Here is a 14,826-nt window from a genome sequence, read left to right as displayed (position 1 = left end):
GTGAAACCGTCGTGAAGCCGCCCTGAATCCGGCCCCGCGCAAGCTCTGCGGCATGAACCCGACGACACCGGCACCGGCGATCGAGGCCACCGGCCTCCGCAAGGCATACGGCGACAAACTCGTCCTGGACGGCATCGACCTGCATGTCCCCCGCGGCACCGTCTTCGCGCTGCTCGGCCCGAACGGCGCCGGCAAGACCACCACCGTCCAGATCCTCTCCACCCTGATCCGCGCCGACGGCGGCGAGGCCCGGGTCGCCGGGCACGACGTGGCCGCCGCCGCGCAGACAGTGCGCGCCGCGATCGGTGTCACCGGCCAGTTCTCCGCCGTGGACAACCTGATCACCGGCGAGGAGAACATGGCCCTCATGGCGGACCTGCACCACCTGCCTCGCCCCGAGGGCGCGCGTGTCACCGCCGAGCTCCTCGCCCGCTTCGACCTCGTGGAAGCCGCGAAGAAGCCCGCCTCCACCTACTCCGGCGGTATGCGCCGCCGCCTCGACATCGCGATGACGCTGGTGGGCTCCCCCGAGGTGATCTTCCTCGACGAGCCGACCACCGGACTCGACCCGCGCTCCCGCCACACCATGTGGCAGATCATCCGCGACCTGGTGGCCGGCGGGGTCACCGTCTTCCTCACCACGCAGTACCTGGAGGAGGCCGACCAGCTCGCCGACCGCATCGCGGTCCTGAGCGGCGGCCGGATCGTCGCCGAGGGCACCCCGGACGAGCTCAAGCGCCTCGTCCCCGGCGGCCATGTCCGCCTCCGCTTCCTCGACCCGGCCGAACTCGCCCGCGCCGCCCAGGTGTTGGACGTAGGGACACGGGACGACGAGGCACTCACGCTCCAGGTCCCGGGCGACGGCAGCGTCCACACCCTGCGCGCCCTGTTCGACATCCTCGACGGCGCCTCCATCACCGTCGACTCGCTCACCGTCCACACCCCCGATCTCGACGACGTCTTCTTCGCGGTCACCGGCCGCCCCGACCACGAGAAGGTGCAGGCCCGATGACCACCGCGACCCAGCCCGTCCCGCACCTCCGCGACTCGCTCACCATGCTGCGGCGCAACCTCCTCCACGCCCGCCGCTACCCCTCCATGACCCTCCAGGTCGCCCTCATCCCCGTCTTCCTGCTCCTGCTCTTCGTGTACGTCTTCGGCGGCGCGCTCGGCACCGGAATCGGCCACGGCGGCGGCCGTACCGCCTACCTCGCCTATCTCGTCCCCGGCATCCTGCTGATGACCGCGGGCACCGGAGCCGTGCCGACCGCGGTCGCCGTGTGCACGGACATGACCGAGGGCATCGTCGCCCGCTTCCGCACCATGGCGATCTCCCGGCCGTCGATCCTGGTCGGCCATGTCGTCGGGTCGGTCATCCAGACGATGATCAACCTGACCCTGGTGATCGCCGTGGCCCTCGCCATCGGCTTCCGCCCGAACGCGAACCCCCTGGAGTGGCTGGCGGCCATCGGACTGCTAGTCCTCTTCGTCTCCGGGCTGACCTGGCTCTCGGTCGCCCTGGGGCTGCTCAGCAAGACACCCGAGGGCGCCAGCAACGCCCCCCTGCCGATCTCCTTCCTCCTCCCCTTCGTCAGCAGCACCTTCGTACCGGTGGACTCGATGCCGTCCGGGATCCGCTGGTTCGCCGAGTACCAGCCCTTCACCACCGTCATCGAGACCCTGCGCGGACTGCTCACCGGCACGGAGATCGGCCACAACGGCTGGATGGCCGTGGCGTGGAGCGTGGCCATCGCGGTCCTCGGATTCGTGTGGTCGCTCCGCCTCTTCGACCGCGACCCCCGCTGAGCAGCACCCCACCAACTGACAAGTACCACCTGACAAGAACCAACTGACAAGAAAGGCAGACGACATGACCACCGACGCCCTCCACCTCACCCCCGAACTCGTCGAGAACCCCGTAGGCGCCTACGCCGACCTGCGCTCCCGCCCCGGCCTGGGCCACGTCGTCCTGCCCGGCCTGGACACCCCGGTGCGGCTGGTCACCCGGCACGAGGACGTGAAGGCCGCGCTCACCGAACCGCGTCTGGTCCGGGACCGTTCGACCGTCGCGGACTCCGAAATGCCGGACCCGCAGGCCGAGTTGCTGGCCTCGGGCCTGGAGGGCATCCCCGAGGAGTACGTCCAGTACCTCTCCGGGCATCTGGCACTCTTCGACGGCGACGAGCACACCCGCCGCCGGAGCCCCCTCACCCGCGCCTTCACGGCCCGCCGGGTGGCCGCGCTCCGCCCCTTCGTGGAGAAGACGGCGCGAGAGCTGATCGAGACTCTCGCCGATCGCGAACAGGCCGATCTGCTGGGCGAGTTCGCCTACCCGCTGAGCACGGCCGTCATCTGCGCTCTCGTCGGCGTCGACGCGGCCGACCAGGACAAGGTCTGTGGCTGGATCCGCGACTTCGCGTACGGCGACGGCAGCCGCGTCCTCGAAGGGCTCGGCGGTGTCGTCGAGTACACGAAGGACCTGGTCGCCCGGCGCCGTACCGAACCCACCGACGACCTGGTGTCGGCGCTGCTGGCGGACGGCGGCATGACCGACGACGAGATCGTCACCGTCTTCTTCCTGCTGATCAACACCGGTATCACCCCGCCGGCCCTGTTCCTCGCCCACGCGGTCCTCGCCCTCCTCGACCACCCCGACCAGCTGGAGAAGCTGCGCGCTGAGCCCGAGCTGCTCGCCCGCGCGGTGCCCGAACTCCTCCGCCACGTCACGCTGGTACGTATGGGCGCCACCCTCTACGCCACCGAGGACTTCGTGTTCGCCGGAGCACAACTGAAGAAGGGCGAGGCGGTGACGGTCGCCCTGTTCGCCGCCGACCACGACCCGGCCGCGTACGACATCCCCGAACGCCTCGATGTGACAAGGGAGTTCGGCCGCGGCGACGGCCACCTCGCCTTCGGGCACGGCCCGCACTACTGCATCGGCGCGGCGCTCGGCCGACTGGTGACCGGCGTGGTCTTCGAGGAGCTTCTCGTACGGCGGTCAGCCGCACCGGAGTTGGCGGTGGACCGCGCCGACGTGCAGTTCGGCCACTGGCCCGGCGATGGCTTCCACCTGCTGAGCCTGCCCGTCAGGCTGTGACCTGCACCAGGCCGAGGGCGGCTTCGCGAAGCCCCTCCGGGTCCAGGGCGGCGTACGTGGACACCGCGTCCTCGTATGCCGCCTTGTCGGCTTTCCCGGCGTCCTCGCGGGCGCGCGCCGAGGACATGGTCGGCTGGAAGTTGCGCAGGGCGCGGAAGCGTTCGGCGAGGGCGGTGAGGCGGGCGCCGCGAGCGCCGTCGCCGTCGGCAAGGGCGACCGCTCCCAGGGCGAGCAGCAGGGCGCCGCAGACCGGGAAGTCCACCGTCACATAGTGCGGGGCGGCCGTCGGGCGGGTCAGCAGGGCGGTGAGGCGGGCGGGCAGCGCGGCGGCGAGCGGTGCGACGAGGTCGGTGCGGCCGTGCCGGGCGTGCGCGGTGACGGCGACCGACTGGAGCTCCAACACCCAGCCCTCCATGACGAGTTCGTCGCCGAAGACCGGGCTCGAAGTGCGCTCCAGCCGCTCCAGGGCGCGGCGCCACAGACCGAGGCCCGTCGCGACGTCGCCGCGTGCGAGGGCCATCTCGGCGCGGGCGCCGAGGTCGGGGGTGAAGGCGTCGGATGCGGTGCCCTCCGGCTGGTTGCGCAGAGCCTCCTCCAGCCAGTGCTCGGCCGCTTCGAGGTCTCCGGTCTGGAGGTTGGCGAGCATCAGACCCCAGCGCATGCCGATCGTGTCGCTCCACTCGCCGAGGCTTTCCAAGGCGTCCAGTGCGCGTTCCATGTGCGCCAGGGCCTCGCCTCCGCGCTCGGTCTGCAGGCACAGTTCGGCGAGGCGGGAGGCCGGCCAGATCCGCAGCAGCGGGATGTCACCGTCGCCGAGCGCCTCGACCATGCGGCGGGCGGCGGCGAGGGCCAGGTCCGGCCGGTGCTCGCTCTCCCACACATAACTGGCCACGCAGTTGGCGACGCCCGCGAGCAACGGCTTGTCGCTGTCGCAGAGTTCGGCCAGCGCATCATGGTCCGCGAGCACCTGCGGAAAGGCGCACAGCACCGCCGCGACGGCACGCACCATCGTGTCCGGCTCCGCGGGCGGCAGCCGGCGCAGGGTGACCAGGGTGCGCACGGCTCCCGGTCCGACGCCCAGGAACAGGTTGGCGGTCAGCAGGGCGGCGGCGGTGCGGGTCGGCTCTACGTACTCGGGGCCCGGCCGGTAGTGGGACAGGGGCCGGGCGGTGTCCCCGGTGAGGGCGATCATCCGGGGGTAGTTGGTCTCCGTGGTCCACAGGCCGCCGAGTACGGCGGTGACGGCGGCGACGGTGTCCAGGTCGTCGGCGGCCAGCGCCAGCCGCAGCGCCTGGACGAGGTTGTCCTGCTCGGCACGGATCAGCTGCCAGGACGCGAAGGGGTCGGTGCCGAAGGGGGCGTCGTGGTGAGCGACGCCGAACTCCCTTGCCCAGCACAGGAATCGGCCCGTGACCGCCTCTTCCCGGTACGCGGCGGCGAACTCACGGACCGTCTCCAGCATGCGGAAGCGGACGCCGTACGTCGTGTCGGCGACCTTCAGCAGGGACTGGTCGACCAGGTCCTCCAGGATCTCCCAGGCGTCGTCGACGAGTTGCCCGGCCGCCTGCGCGGTGAACCCGGCCGGGAAGACGGACAGTGTGGCCAGGGCGGACCGCGCCGACTCGTCGAGGAGGTTCCAGCTCCAGTCGACGACGGCGTGCAGGGTGCGATGGCGCTGCGGTGCGTCCCGGGGCCCGCCCCGCAGGAACGCGAAGCGGTCGTCCAGCCGCCGGGCGATCTCCGCGACGGACATCACCCGCACCCGGGCCGCGGCGAGTTCGACGGCCAGCGGCAGCCCGTCGAGACGGCGGCACAGGGCTGCCACCGTGTCGGCGGGCAGGTCGACGTCCGGGCGGGCGGCCCGGGCGCGCTGCTCGAACAGCTCGACGGTGGTGACGGGGTCCAGCTCGGGCAGCGGATGGACGGTCTCGGAGGACAGCCCGAGCGGCGCCCGGCTGGTGGTGAGGATCCGCAGGTCCCTCGTTCTCGACACGAGTGCCTGGACCAGGTCGGCGACGCCGCGCACCACCTGCTCGCAGTTGTCCAGGACGAGCAGCGCCGGTCCGGAGCCGAGGGCGCCGACGATGCCGGCGACCGGCTCGGTACCGGAGGCGCCCAGCGCCGAGGCCACCTCGGCGGCGACATCGGCGTCCTGGCGGACACCGGCGAGCGGCACCAGGTGCACGACGCGCTGCTCGGCCTCCCGGGCGACGGCGCTCGCGAGGCGGGTCTTGCCGAGGCCGCCCGGTCCGACGACCGAGGTGACACGGGCGCTGTGCAGCAGCCGGGTGACGGCGGCGACGTCGGCGGCCCGGCCGAGGAGGGGGTTGGGCTCGTGCGGGACCCCGCGCCGTACGACGGGTGCCTCGCCGCGCAGCAGTTCCTGGTGCAACTCCTGGAGGGCCGGTCCCGGGTCGGTGCCGAGCTCGTCGCGCAGGCGGCGGCGATGGGTGTCGTACACGGCCAGGGCGGCGGCCGGTCCCGCGGTGGCCGCCCGGCAGCGCATCAGCTCAAGGAGGAGCTCCTCGTCGTGGGGCCGGCCGTCGGCCAGTTCGGCGAGCGGCCCGACGGCTTCGTCCCGGCGGCCGGTGCGGGCCAGGGCGAGCGCGCGGGAGCGGACGAGCGCGCGGTACGTCACGGCCCGCTCGGCGCGCAGCTCGCCGACGGGATCGCCGAGGGAGGCTTCGCCGTCGGCCGCGGCGCCGTCCCACAGCGTCAGCCCCTCCTCCGCCTCCGCGAGAGCGCCCGCGTGGTCCCCGGCCCGCGCCTTCTCCGCACTCGCGGCGGCGAACAGCAGAGCGGCACCCGCGTCGACCTGGTCCTCGCGCAGGGCGAGCCGGTAACCCGTGGGGGTGCTGGCGATGACCTCGGCGCCGAGCTGCTTGCGGGCCCGCGACACCAGGATCTGCAGGGCCTTCGTCGGGTTCTCGGGCCGCTCGTCCGGCCACAGCCCGTCAACCAGCCGCCCAGCACCGCACCCGGCCCGCAACTCCCCGGCCAACAGAGCGAGCAGCCCCCGCAGCCGGGGCGCGGTGATCTCCGCTCCGCGGTGGGAGACGGAGGACAGCAGGGTCAACTCAATGGTCACCGGGCCAGGTTAAACAGACTCCGGTGCCTGTCGCGCCCCTAAGGGGCGCGGGGAACTGCGCGACCAGCCACAACGGCGCTGCAGACGGCCGACGACACCTCACGGCCCCGCTGCGGAGCCGCAAATCAACACACCCAGCGGAGCGCTCACGCAACCACCGACGCCCCCGCCACCGGAAACCCCTCCGTGCGCAGCACATGCCCCCCGCCGTCCACGGCGAACACCTCGCAGCCCGCCTGCGAGGCGGCCCACTCGATCCCCTTCACCCCCATCGCGAACGCGGCCGTCGCGACCGAGTCCGCCTCCGTCAGGGTGGCGGCCACGACCGTCAGGCTGAGCAGCCCGGTCGCCGGAAGCCCGGTGCGGCCGTCGATGATGTGGTCGCCGCGTTCGTAGCGCGCGGAGGTCGCCACCGCCCCGTCGGTGAGCTCCAGGACGGTGCACAGCTTGTCGGCATGTTCGGGGTGCCGTACACCGACCCGCCAGGGGCCGCCGGCGGCGACCACGTCACCGCCGGCGTTCAGGACGAACCTCTTCGCGCCGGCTGCCCGCAGCAGCTCCGCCGCCCGCTGCACCGACCAGCCCTTGACGACGGCGCAGGGGTCGAGGCGGCGGCCGGGCAGCCGTACGTCGAAGGCGCCGCCGGTCGCGATCCGGTAGTGCTCGCACAGGTCGAGGACCTCGACGAGGTCGTCGCTGAGCTCGTGGGACTCCAGCTCGCCGCGGTCATGGCGGGACACCTCACTGTCCGGCTTGAACGGGCTGAACCGGGCGTCGACCTCGCGCAGCCACGCGAAGACCGCGTCGGCGGCCGACTCCCCTCGTTCGTCGAAGCCCTCGTCGTCGATCCGCAGCGAGACGGGGAAGCTCATGACGTGTTCGACGCGGTGCATCGGATCAGCCCTTCGCGTCGATCGCGGCTTGGAGGGACTCCTTGTAGCCGTCACTCGTGATGGTCGCACCGGACACGGTGTCGATGTCCGCGCTCTGCGCCTTCAGCGTCTCCGCGACCAGCTTCGGCACCGCGGCCGTCGTCTGCGGATGGTTCGGCTGCTGCAGCATCTTCACGGTGGTGATCTTGTCGCCCGTGAAGGTCACCTGCACCTGCACGGCGCCCTTGGAGGTGTTCACCGTCGACCCGGCCACGGTCTTCGTGGAGGCGGCGGACGAAGAGGCGGAGGCCGAGGGCGAAGACGAAGACGACGAAGAGGAGGAGGAGGACGACTTCGCGTTCTTGTCGATCGCCGCCTGGAGGGACTTCTTGTAGGCGTCACTGGTGATCGTCGCACCGGACACCGTGTCGATGTCGGCACTCTGCGCCTTCAGCGTCTCCGCGACCAGCTTCGGCACCGCGGCCGTCGTCTGCGGATGGTTCGGCTGCTGCAGCATCTTCACAGCCGTGATCTTGTCGCCGGAGAAGGCCACCTGGACCTGCACGGGGCCCTTGTCCGTATTGATCGTCGTGCCCTTGACGACCGTGCCGGACGAAGAGCCCGAGGAGGACGAAGAAGAGGACGAAGAAGACGCAGACGGCGTCGACGCCGGCTCGGCGCTGGACGTCGTACCGCCGACCGAGGGCTCGTAGCGCCAGACCGGGACCAGGCCCGCGATGCTCAGGACGACGACAGGTATGGCTCGCTTCACGTTGCTTCCCCGTCTTCCTCAGCCGGCCAGGCTGAAGCGCTCGAAGTGGATCTGCTGCTTGGGCACGCCCAGGTCGCCCAGGCTGCGCAGCACCGCGTTCATCATCGGCGGCGGCCCGCACAGGAAGACGTCCCGGTCGCCGATGTCCGGCACCAGCCGGGCCAGCTCGCGCGGCGCCAGCCTGTCGGGGACGGGCGGGCCGGTCACCAGGTGCAGATCGGCGCCCTTCGCCACCGCGAGCTCACGCAGCTCGTCGTAGAGGACCGCGTCGCGGTCGGCGGAGACCCGGTAGATGACGACCGCGTGGCCCTCCAGCTCCTCCAGCAGGGCACGGATGGGAGTCACGCCGACGCCGCCCGCGATGAGCAGGGACTCGGACCTCGTGCGGTGCAGCGCGGTGAAGGCGCCGTAGGGGCCCTCGGCGAACACGCGCGTGCCGACCTTCACATGCCGCAGGGCGGCGCTGCCGTCGCCGGCCGCCTTGGCGGTGAGGCGCAGGGTGCGGCCGTCGGGGGCGGCGGAGAGGGAGAACGGGTTGGCCTGCCACCAGCGGTCGCGGGTCAGGAACCGCCACAGGAAGAACTGGCCGGCCTGCGCGGGCATCCGGTCCAGGTCGCGCCCGGTGATGTGGATCGAGACGACGTTGTCCGACTCGTGGACGACCGCGGAGACGCGCAGCTGATGGCGCAGATTCCGCCACAGCGGCAGGACCAGGCGGCCGAGGACGACCGCGCCGAGGGCCACGCCCCACACGCCGTACCAGTACGCCTTCGCGGCGGACGACGCGGTGAACGTCGTACCGACCGCGACCTGGTGCGTGAAGGCGAGCACCACGGCGACGTAGGTGTAGAGGTGGATGAAGTGCCAGGTCTCGTAGGCGAGGCGGCGGCGGGCGTAACGGGCCGAGACGGCGCCGACCACGAGGATGATGCCGAGCGCGACGATCGCGCGGAGCACGCCTTCCGTGGTCTCGGCGAGGTCGACGAGCTCGGTGACGGGGCCGACGCCCGCGCCGTCGGCGTACCCGAAGCTGATGAAGACGGCGTGCGCGAGGAGCGTCCACAGGAGGGCGAAGCCGGTCCAGCGGTGCCAGGAGGTCAGCCGGTCCATGCCGATGCGGCGGTCGAGCCACGGCAGCCGGGCCACCAGCACCAGCTGGAAGGCCATGACGAGGGCGCCGTACAGGCCGAAGAGGCGGCCGATGACGATCAGGGCGTTGGAGGCGAAGCCCGCCTGGGCGAAGAAGTAGGCGACCACGGCCGCGTTCGCGGCGAGCACGGCGTACAGGCCCGTGCGGGCCACCACCCTGGGGCGTATCGCCGTGGGGGGCGCAGGGGGTGATTGGACGGTCGTCACGGGTCGGCAGCTCCTTGATCGGGTCCTGGGTGACCGAGCTTGGCCCCCGGGAGCTGTCGATAACCTGTCGTACAACTTACAAGTACTTATCGATGTGCCGGCTGTGAGCTCGGCGATATGGCCTGGCCGGCCGGGTGCCGCAGTATGAGCGGGTGGAAAAAGTACGCCTCCTCGTCGTGGACGACGACCCGCCCATCGCCGATCTCGTTGCGACCGTGGCCCGTTACGAGGGCTGGGACGCCGTCACCGCGAACTCCGGTGAGGAGGCGCTGCGGATGGCCGGCGAGTTCCACCCGGACATCGTGGTGCTCGACCTGATGCTGCCCGACGTGGACGGCTTCGGCGTCCTGGACCGGCTGCGCGCCTCGGGCACGATGGTCCCCGTGGTGTTCCTCACCGCGCGGGACGGCGTCGCCGACCGGGTGGCGGGGCTGACCCGGGGCGGTGACGACTACCTGGTCAAGCCGTTCGCGGTGGAGGAGCTGATGGCCCGGCTGCGGACGGTGCTGCGGCGCAGCGCCGGCCCCGGCTTCCAGCGCTCGGTGCTGCGGGTGGCGGACCTGACGATGGACGAGGACACACGGGAGGTGCGCCGCGGCGAGAAGCTGCTGACGCTCACCCCCACCGAGTACGAGGTGCTGCGCTTCCTGATGCGCAAGTCGCCGACCGTGATGACCAAGGCGCAGATCCTCGACCATGTGTGGGAGTACGGCTTCGGGGGCCGCTCGAACGTCGTCGAGCTGGTCGTCAGCCGACTGCGCCGCAAGCTCGACGACACGGGCGAGCCGCTGATCCAGACGGTACGGGGCTTCGGGTACGTCATCCGGCAGGCGGCCGAGTGATCCGCCGGCTTCTGCGGTCGTACCGGAGGCTGCGGCTCGGCACCCGGCTGGCGCTGGGGCTCGGCGCGCTGGCCCTGGTGGTGTTCGCCGTCGTCGGCACGGCCCTGACGACGTACATGCGGGACTACCTGTCGAACCAGCTCGACGACCAGCTGGGGCTCGCCCAGGTCGCCCAGTCCAAGAACGTCGCGGAGACGGGCACTCTCCAGGGCAAGAAGTACTGGGGCTGGTACTACGCCGTGTACGACGTGTCGGGCGGCAAGGCGGTGCTCCGCAAGCCGGAGGAGACCACCGACCTCCCCTCTGACATCGCTCCCCTCACCTCCCTGGCCAAGGCCCAGGCCGCCGCGGACACCGAGATCCTGCGCACCGCGGACCTCACGGGCGACGGCGACTACCGGCTGCGCGCCTGCGAGGTCAAACCCGGTGTGGTCCTGGTCAGCGGCGCGCCGATGGCCGACATCGACGACACGGTACGACGGCTGATCACGGTCCAGGTCATCGCCTTCGGGCTCGCCCTGCTGGCGCTGGTGGTGTTCGGCCGGAGGCTGCTGCGCCGGGGCCTGAACCCGCTCAGCGACATGGCGCACACCGCCCACGGCATCACCTCGCACGACCTGACGGAGTCGGCGGCCCGGCTGCCGCTGCGCGCCGACAAGCGGGGCGGCGGCCCGGAGGTCGAGGAGCTGCGCACCGCGTTCAACACGATGCTGGAGCACATCGACGACTCCCTCGCGGTGCGCGCAGAGGCGGAGCAGCGGCTGCGCCGTTTCGTCGCGGACGCCTCGCACGAACTCCGTACCCCGCTGATGTCCGTACGGGGCTACGCCGACCTCTTCCAGTACGCCGCCGCCAACGCCCCCGAGGAGCGCGACAAGCATCTGGCGCGGCTGCGCGCCGAGGCGGCCCGCATGGGCGTGCTCCTGGACGACCTGCTGCTGCTCGCCCGACTGGACGCGGCGGAGGTGGAAGCCCCGCTGCGGCTGGCGGACACGGACCTGGTGGACCTGGTCCAGCAGGCGGCCGACGCCTTCCGCGCGACCCACCCCGACCACCACCTGACGGTGACCGCGCAGCCGGACTCCCTGAAGCTGCGCGTCGACCCGCAGCGCATCCGCCAGGTCCTGGACAACCTGCTCACCAACGCGGCCGTGCACACGCCGGTCGGCACGGAGGTGGCGGTTGCGGCCACGCTGGAGCAGGGCTCGGCAGTGGTACGGGTCACGGACCGCGGCCCGGGCATCCCGCCCGCGGACCGCGAGCGCGTCTTCGACCGCTTCTACCGGGTCGACAAGGCACGCAGTCGCGACCGCGGAGGCAGCGGCCTGGGCCTCGCGGTCGCCAGTTCCCTGGTCTGCGCCCACGGCGGCACGATCGCGCTGAGCAGCGAGCCGGGGTCGACGGTGTTCACGGTGTCCCTTCCGCTGGGTCCGGCAGGTCTTACGGACCGGTGACATGACGGGCGCGGCCCTCCGGTTCACGGGGTGTGCGGCCCTAGCGTTCGGCGTATGCGTGTACTGGTCACCGGCGGTGCCGGATTCATCGGGTCCCAGATCATGACGGCTCTGCTGGCCCGCGGGCACGAGCCCCTCGTATACGACGTCCACGGCGACCCGGCGTCGGACGTGCGCAGCCCCGTCTCCGTCCGCGCGGCCCTGGCCGGCGTGGACGCCGTGTGCCACCAGGCGGCCATGGTCGGCCTGGGCACCGGCTTCGCGGACGCCGCCCAGTACGTCTCCCGCAACGACCTCGGCACCGCCGTACTGCTCACCGCCATGGCCGAGGCGGGCGTACGGCGCCTGGTGCTGGCCGGGTCGATGGTGGTGTACGGCGAGGGACGGTACGAGTGTGCGCGGCACGGGGTGGTACGGCCGGGCCCGCGCACCGTCGCCGACCTGGACGCCGGTCGCTTCGAACCGCCGTGTCCCGTGTGCGGTGCGGCCCTCCTCCCCGGGCTGGTCGGCGAGGACGCCCCGGTCGACCCGCGCAATGTGTACGCGACGACCAAGCTCACCCAGGAGCACCTGGCGGCGGCGTGGGCCCGCGCCACGGGCGGCCGGGCGGTGTCGCTGCGCTACCACAACGTGTACGGCCCGGGGATGCCCCGCGACACCCCGTACGCGGGCGTCGCCTCCTTCTTCCGCTCGGCGCTGGCGCGCGGCGAGGCACCACGGGTCTACGAGGACGGACGTCAGCGCCGGGACTTCGTGCATGTACGGGACGTGGCGGCGGCCAATGTGGCGGCGCTGGAGGCGGGTTCCCGCGACGGTGCGCTGACCACGTACAACACCGGCAGCGGCGAGGTGCACACCGTCGGCGAGATGGCCGAGGCACTGGCGTCGGCGTACGGCGGACCCGACCCCGTGGTCACCGGTGAGTACCGGCTCGGCGACGTCCGCCACATCACCGCGGACTCCTCCCGGCTGCGGGCGGAACTGGGCTGGAAGGCGGAGATCGGCTTCGCGGAGGGGATGCGGGAGTTCACGCGGACGCACTGAGCGTGTCACGCCTGTACGACGTCGCTGTCGTCGATCATGGCGTTACATCGCACAAATCAGCTGAAAGGACCGCAGAATGACTCGCCATGCCTTCAAGCTCACCCGCACCCGCATCGCCGTGCTGCTCAGCGCACCGGTGCTCGGCGTGGGCTTCCTCGTCCCTTCGGCCTGGGCGGACACGCCGCCGCCGCAGGGCCAGAAGATCGACAGCAGCGAAGTCATCGACAGGGCCTGCAAGCACGCGAGCGAGGACGCCGAGGACGGCGGGGGTCCGTCCTGCGAGAAGCTCATCAAGCCGTTCCTCTCGCATGTCATCGGCCCCGGGAGCGGGCTCACCTGCCGGAGCATGTCCCCGACCGACATCGACTGCCGCCCCGAAGAAAAGTGACCGTTCAGGCCTCCGCCACCGGCAGGGTCACCTCGAAGCGGCAGCCGCCCGGGATGTTGCGGACGGTCGCCCGCCCCTGGTGCGCCTCGACGATCCCCCGCACGATGGCGAGGCCAAGTCCCGCCCCCGCAGGGGGAGTTCGGGCATGCGTACCGCGCCAGCCGGTGTCGAAGACGCGCGGCAGGTCCTCCTCGGGGATCCCGCCGCAGCCGTCCGTGACGGACAGGACGACCCCGTCGGGGCCCCGCTCGGCGGCGATGGCGACCGTGCCGTCGGCGGGCGTGCGGCGGATGGCGTTGACCAGCAGATTCCCCAGCACCCGGCTCATCTCCTTGCCGTCCACCTCGACCGGCAGGGGCTCGACGCCGTCACCCACCAGCCGTACGCCGTACTCGCGGGCGAGGGGGTCGGCGCCCGCGAGCGCGTCGCCGACGAGGTCGTACAGGGAGATACGGCTCGGGCTCAGCGCCAGCGTGCCCGCATGGATGCGGGAGAGTTCGAAGAGGTCGCCGACCATGTCATTGAGGCGCTCGACCTCGGTGCGGATCTGTCTGAGGTAGCGGTCGGGGTCGGTGGCGACCCCGTCCTCCAGAGCCTCGGACATCGCACGCAGACCTGCGAGGGGGGTGCGCAGGTCGTGGGAGATCCAGGCGACGAGTTCGCGGCGGGAGGACTCCAGGGCGCGTTCGCGCTCCCGGGACTCGGCGAGTTTGGCGCTGGTGGCCTCCAACTCACGGCTGAGGGCGGCGAGTTCGGCGGTGGCGGGACCGACGGGCGAGGTGAAGTCGCCGCCGTCGCCGAAGGAGCGGGCGGCGAGGGTGAGGGCGCGGCTGCGGGCGGCGACCCAGCGGCCCAGCAGCAGGGCGGTGGCCAGGGAGACGACGGCGGCCATCGCGACGACGGTGGTGACGACCTTCAGATCGTGCCCGGAGAGGAACATGGCCTGGGCGACTGCCAGGGTGCCCGCGAGCATCGCGGTGACGGCGACGGCGGCGACCACACCGAGATGCAGGGCGAGCGAACGGCGCCGGATCAGCAGCAGCACACACGCCCCGACCAGCCCGGCCGCGGCGGCGCCGAGGAAGGCGAAGAGGGCGATGAGAAGGTTGTCGCGCATGCTCACGCCTCGGCTTCCGTGACGTCCGAGCCGTCGAAGCGGTAGCCGACGCCCCACACGGTCTGGATCAGACGGGGCCTGCCCGGGTCGTCCTCGACCTTGCCTCGCAGCCGCCGCACATGGACGGTGACGGTGGACAGGTCGCCGAAGTCCCAGCCCCACACCTCGTGCATCAGGTCCTCGCGGCTGAAGACGCGGCCGGGGTGGCGAAGGAAGAAGGCGAGGAGGTCGAACTCCCGGATGGTGAGGGCGAGTTCGGTGCCGTTCTTCAGGGCGCGGCGGGACGCCGGATCGACCGAGAGCCCGGCCGCGCGCAGCAGGCCCGACGGCTGGGAGGGGCGGGTGCGGCGCAGCACGGACTCCACACGCAGGACCAGTTCGCGGGGGCTGAACGGCTTGGTGACGTAGTCGTCGGCGCCGACCTCCAGGCCCAGGATGCGGTCGTCCTCGTCGCCGCGCGCGGTGAGCATGATGACCGGCACGGGCCCGCGGCCCCGCATCCGCCGGCACACCTCCAGGCCGTCCATGCCGGGCAGCATCAGGTCGAGGACGACGAGGTCGGGCCAGTGCGCGGCGGCGCGCGCGAGCGCGTCGGGTCCGTCGCCGGCCCGGTCCACGACATACCCGGCGCGGTCGAGATACCCGGTGACGACCTCGGCGACGGTCGGATCGTCGTCGACGACGAGCACCCGGGCGCCGCCCTGTCCGTACTGCTGCTGCTCCATGAAGCCAGCCTCGCACCGCACGCGCGCGTACGCCGCTTCCTGCCCCTGACGTCCGTGTTTCGTAAGGAGCC

The 14,826-nt window shown here is 71.9% G+C and carries 13 protein-coding genes; 7 read left to right on the top strand and 6 right to left on the bottom strand.

Features of this window, described 5'->3' with window-relative positions; all coding sequences use genetic code 11:
* Nucleotides 1-52 precede the first annotated feature (52 nt).
* The 3 genes from P2Q00_RS19230 to P2Q00_RS19220 all read left to right on the top strand — a co-directional run bounded on the left by P2Q00_RS19230 (nucleotide 53) and on the right by P2Q00_RS19220 (nucleotide 3,097).
* The gene (locus tag P2Q00_RS19230; protein ID WP_275773814.1) at nucleotides 53-1,012 is read left to right on the top strand and encodes an ATP-binding cassette domain-containing protein; all 960 of its coding nucleotides are present in this window, start codon (nucleotides 53-55) and stop codon (nucleotides 1,010-1,012) included.
* Nucleotides 1,009-1,806, top strand: coding sequence for an ABC transporter permease (locus P2Q00_RS19225; protein WP_275773813.1), 798 nt, complete (start codon nucleotides 1,009-1,011; stop codon nucleotides 1,804-1,806). Before P2Q00_RS19230 ends, P2Q00_RS19225 begins: the two co-directional genes overlap by 4 nt.
* 64 nt (nucleotides 1,807-1,870) lie before the next feature.
* On the top strand, nucleotides 1,871-3,097 hold the full coding sequence (locus tag P2Q00_RS19220) for a cytochrome P450 (protein ID WP_275773812.1): 1,227 nt from the start codon (nucleotides 1,871-1,873) through the stop codon (nucleotides 3,095-3,097).
* Here the strand turns inward: P2Q00_RS19220 and P2Q00_RS19215 are convergent.
* The 4 genes from P2Q00_RS19215 to P2Q00_RS19200 all read right to left on the bottom strand — a co-directional run bounded on the left by P2Q00_RS19215 (nucleotide 3,087) and on the right by P2Q00_RS19200 (nucleotide 9,185).
* Entirely contained in the window at nucleotides 3,087-6,185 is a 3,099-nt protein-coding gene (locus P2Q00_RS19215; RefSeq protein WP_275773811.1) for an ATP-binding protein, read from the bottom strand. The genes P2Q00_RS19220 and P2Q00_RS19215 overlap by 11 nt on opposite strands.
* Nucleotides 6,186-6,331: 146 nt before the next feature.
* On the bottom strand, nucleotides 6,332-7,078 hold the full coding sequence (locus tag P2Q00_RS19210) for an FAD:protein FMN transferase (protein ID WP_275773810.1): 747 nt from the start codon (nucleotides 7,076-7,078) through the stop codon (nucleotides 6,332-6,334).
* A 4-nt stretch (nucleotides 7,079-7,082) separates the two neighbouring features.
* Complete coding sequence (locus P2Q00_RS19205; protein ID WP_275773809.1) at nucleotides 7,083-7,829, bottom strand: FMN-binding protein; 747 nt, start codon at nucleotides 7,827-7,829, stop codon at nucleotides 7,083-7,085.
* 18 nt (nucleotides 7,830-7,847) lie between these two features.
* The gene (locus tag P2Q00_RS19200) at nucleotides 7,848-9,185 is read right to left on the bottom strand and encodes a ferredoxin reductase family protein (RefSeq protein ID WP_275773808.1); all 1,338 of its coding nucleotides are present in this window, start codon (nucleotides 9,183-9,185) and stop codon (nucleotides 7,848-7,850) included.
* A 152-nt stretch (nucleotides 9,186-9,337) separates the two neighbouring features.
* On the opposite strand from P2Q00_RS19200, the gene P2Q00_RS19195 reads away from it, so the two are divergent.
* The 4 genes from P2Q00_RS19195 (at nucleotide 9,338) to P2Q00_RS19180 (ending at nucleotide 12,913) form a co-directional block, all read left to right on the top strand.
* Nucleotides 9,338-10,027 carry a response regulator transcription factor gene (locus P2Q00_RS19195; RefSeq protein WP_275773807.1) on the top strand — a complete coding sequence of 230 codons (690 nt, stop codon included), beginning with the start codon at nucleotides 9,338-9,340 and terminating at the stop codon, nucleotides 10,025-10,027.
* On the top strand, nucleotides 10,024-11,481 hold the full coding sequence (locus P2Q00_RS19190) for a sensor histidine kinase (protein WP_275773806.1): 1,458 nt from the start codon (nucleotides 10,024-10,026) through the stop codon (nucleotides 11,479-11,481). Before P2Q00_RS19195 ends, P2Q00_RS19190 begins: the two co-directional genes overlap by 4 nt.
* Nucleotides 11,482-11,535: 54 nt before the next feature.
* Entirely contained in the window at nucleotides 11,536-12,525 is a 990-nt protein-coding gene (locus tag P2Q00_RS19185; protein WP_275773805.1) for an NAD-dependent epimerase/dehydratase family protein, read from the top strand.
* A gap of 76 nt (nucleotides 12,526-12,601) precedes the next feature.
* Nucleotides 12,602-12,913: a hypothetical protein gene (locus tag P2Q00_RS19180; protein ID WP_275773804.1), complete on the top strand. Its 312-nt coding sequence runs from the start codon at nucleotides 12,602-12,604 to the stop codon at nucleotides 12,911-12,913.
* Nucleotides 12,914-12,917: 4 nt separating this feature from the next.
* On the opposite strand, the gene P2Q00_RS19175 is transcribed toward P2Q00_RS19180, so the two are convergent.
* Nucleotides 12,918-14,030, bottom strand: a complete 1,113-nt coding sequence (locus P2Q00_RS19175) for a sensor histidine kinase (RefSeq protein WP_275773803.1) — start codon at nucleotides 14,028-14,030, stop codon at nucleotides 12,918-12,920.
* A gap of 2 nt (nucleotides 14,031-14,032) precedes the next feature.
* Nucleotides 14,033-14,755, bottom strand: a complete 723-nt coding sequence (locus tag P2Q00_RS19170) for a response regulator transcription factor (RefSeq protein WP_275773802.1) — start codon at nucleotides 14,753-14,755, stop codon at nucleotides 14,033-14,035.
* Between the last annotated feature and the right edge of the window lie 71 nt (nucleotides 14,756-14,826).

Source organism: Streptomyces coacervatus, assembly GCF_029223485.1.
GTDB lineage: Bacteria > Actinomycetota > Actinomycetes > Streptomycetales > Streptomycetaceae > Streptomyces > Streptomyces coacervatus.
Note: the sequence above shows the minus strand (reverse complement) of the source record. Positions and strands in the feature narration are given on the sequence as shown.

Coding starts and splice junctions, on each gene's coding strand:
- P2Q00_RS19220 (WP_275773812.1), top strand. CDS start 1,871: ATGACCACCGACGCCCTCCACCTCACCCCCGAACTCGTCGAGAACCCC.
- P2Q00_RS19170 (WP_275773802.1), bottom strand. CDS start 14,755: ATGGAGCAGCAGCAGTACGGACAGGGCGGCGCCCGGGTGCTCGTCGTC.
- P2Q00_RS19185 (WP_275773805.1), top strand. CDS start 11,536: ATGCGTGTACTGGTCACCGGCGGTGCCGGATTCATCGGGTCCCAGATC.
- P2Q00_RS19175 (WP_275773803.1), bottom strand. CDS start 14,030: ATGCGCGACAACCTTCTCATCGCCCTCTTCGCCTTCCTCGGCGCCGCC.
- P2Q00_RS19210 (WP_275773810.1), bottom strand. CDS start 7,078: ATGCACCGCGTCGAACACGTCATGAGCTTCCCCGTCTCGCTGCGGATC.
- P2Q00_RS19225 (WP_275773813.1), top strand. CDS start 1,009: ATGACCACCGCGACCCAGCCCGTCCCGCACCTCCGCGACTCGCTCACC.
- P2Q00_RS19230 (WP_275773814.1), top strand. CDS start 53: ATGAACCCGACGACACCGGCACCGGCGATCGAGGCCACCGGCCTCCGC.
- P2Q00_RS19180 (WP_275773804.1), top strand. CDS start 12,602: ATGACTCGCCATGCCTTCAAGCTCACCCGCACCCGCATCGCCGTGCTG.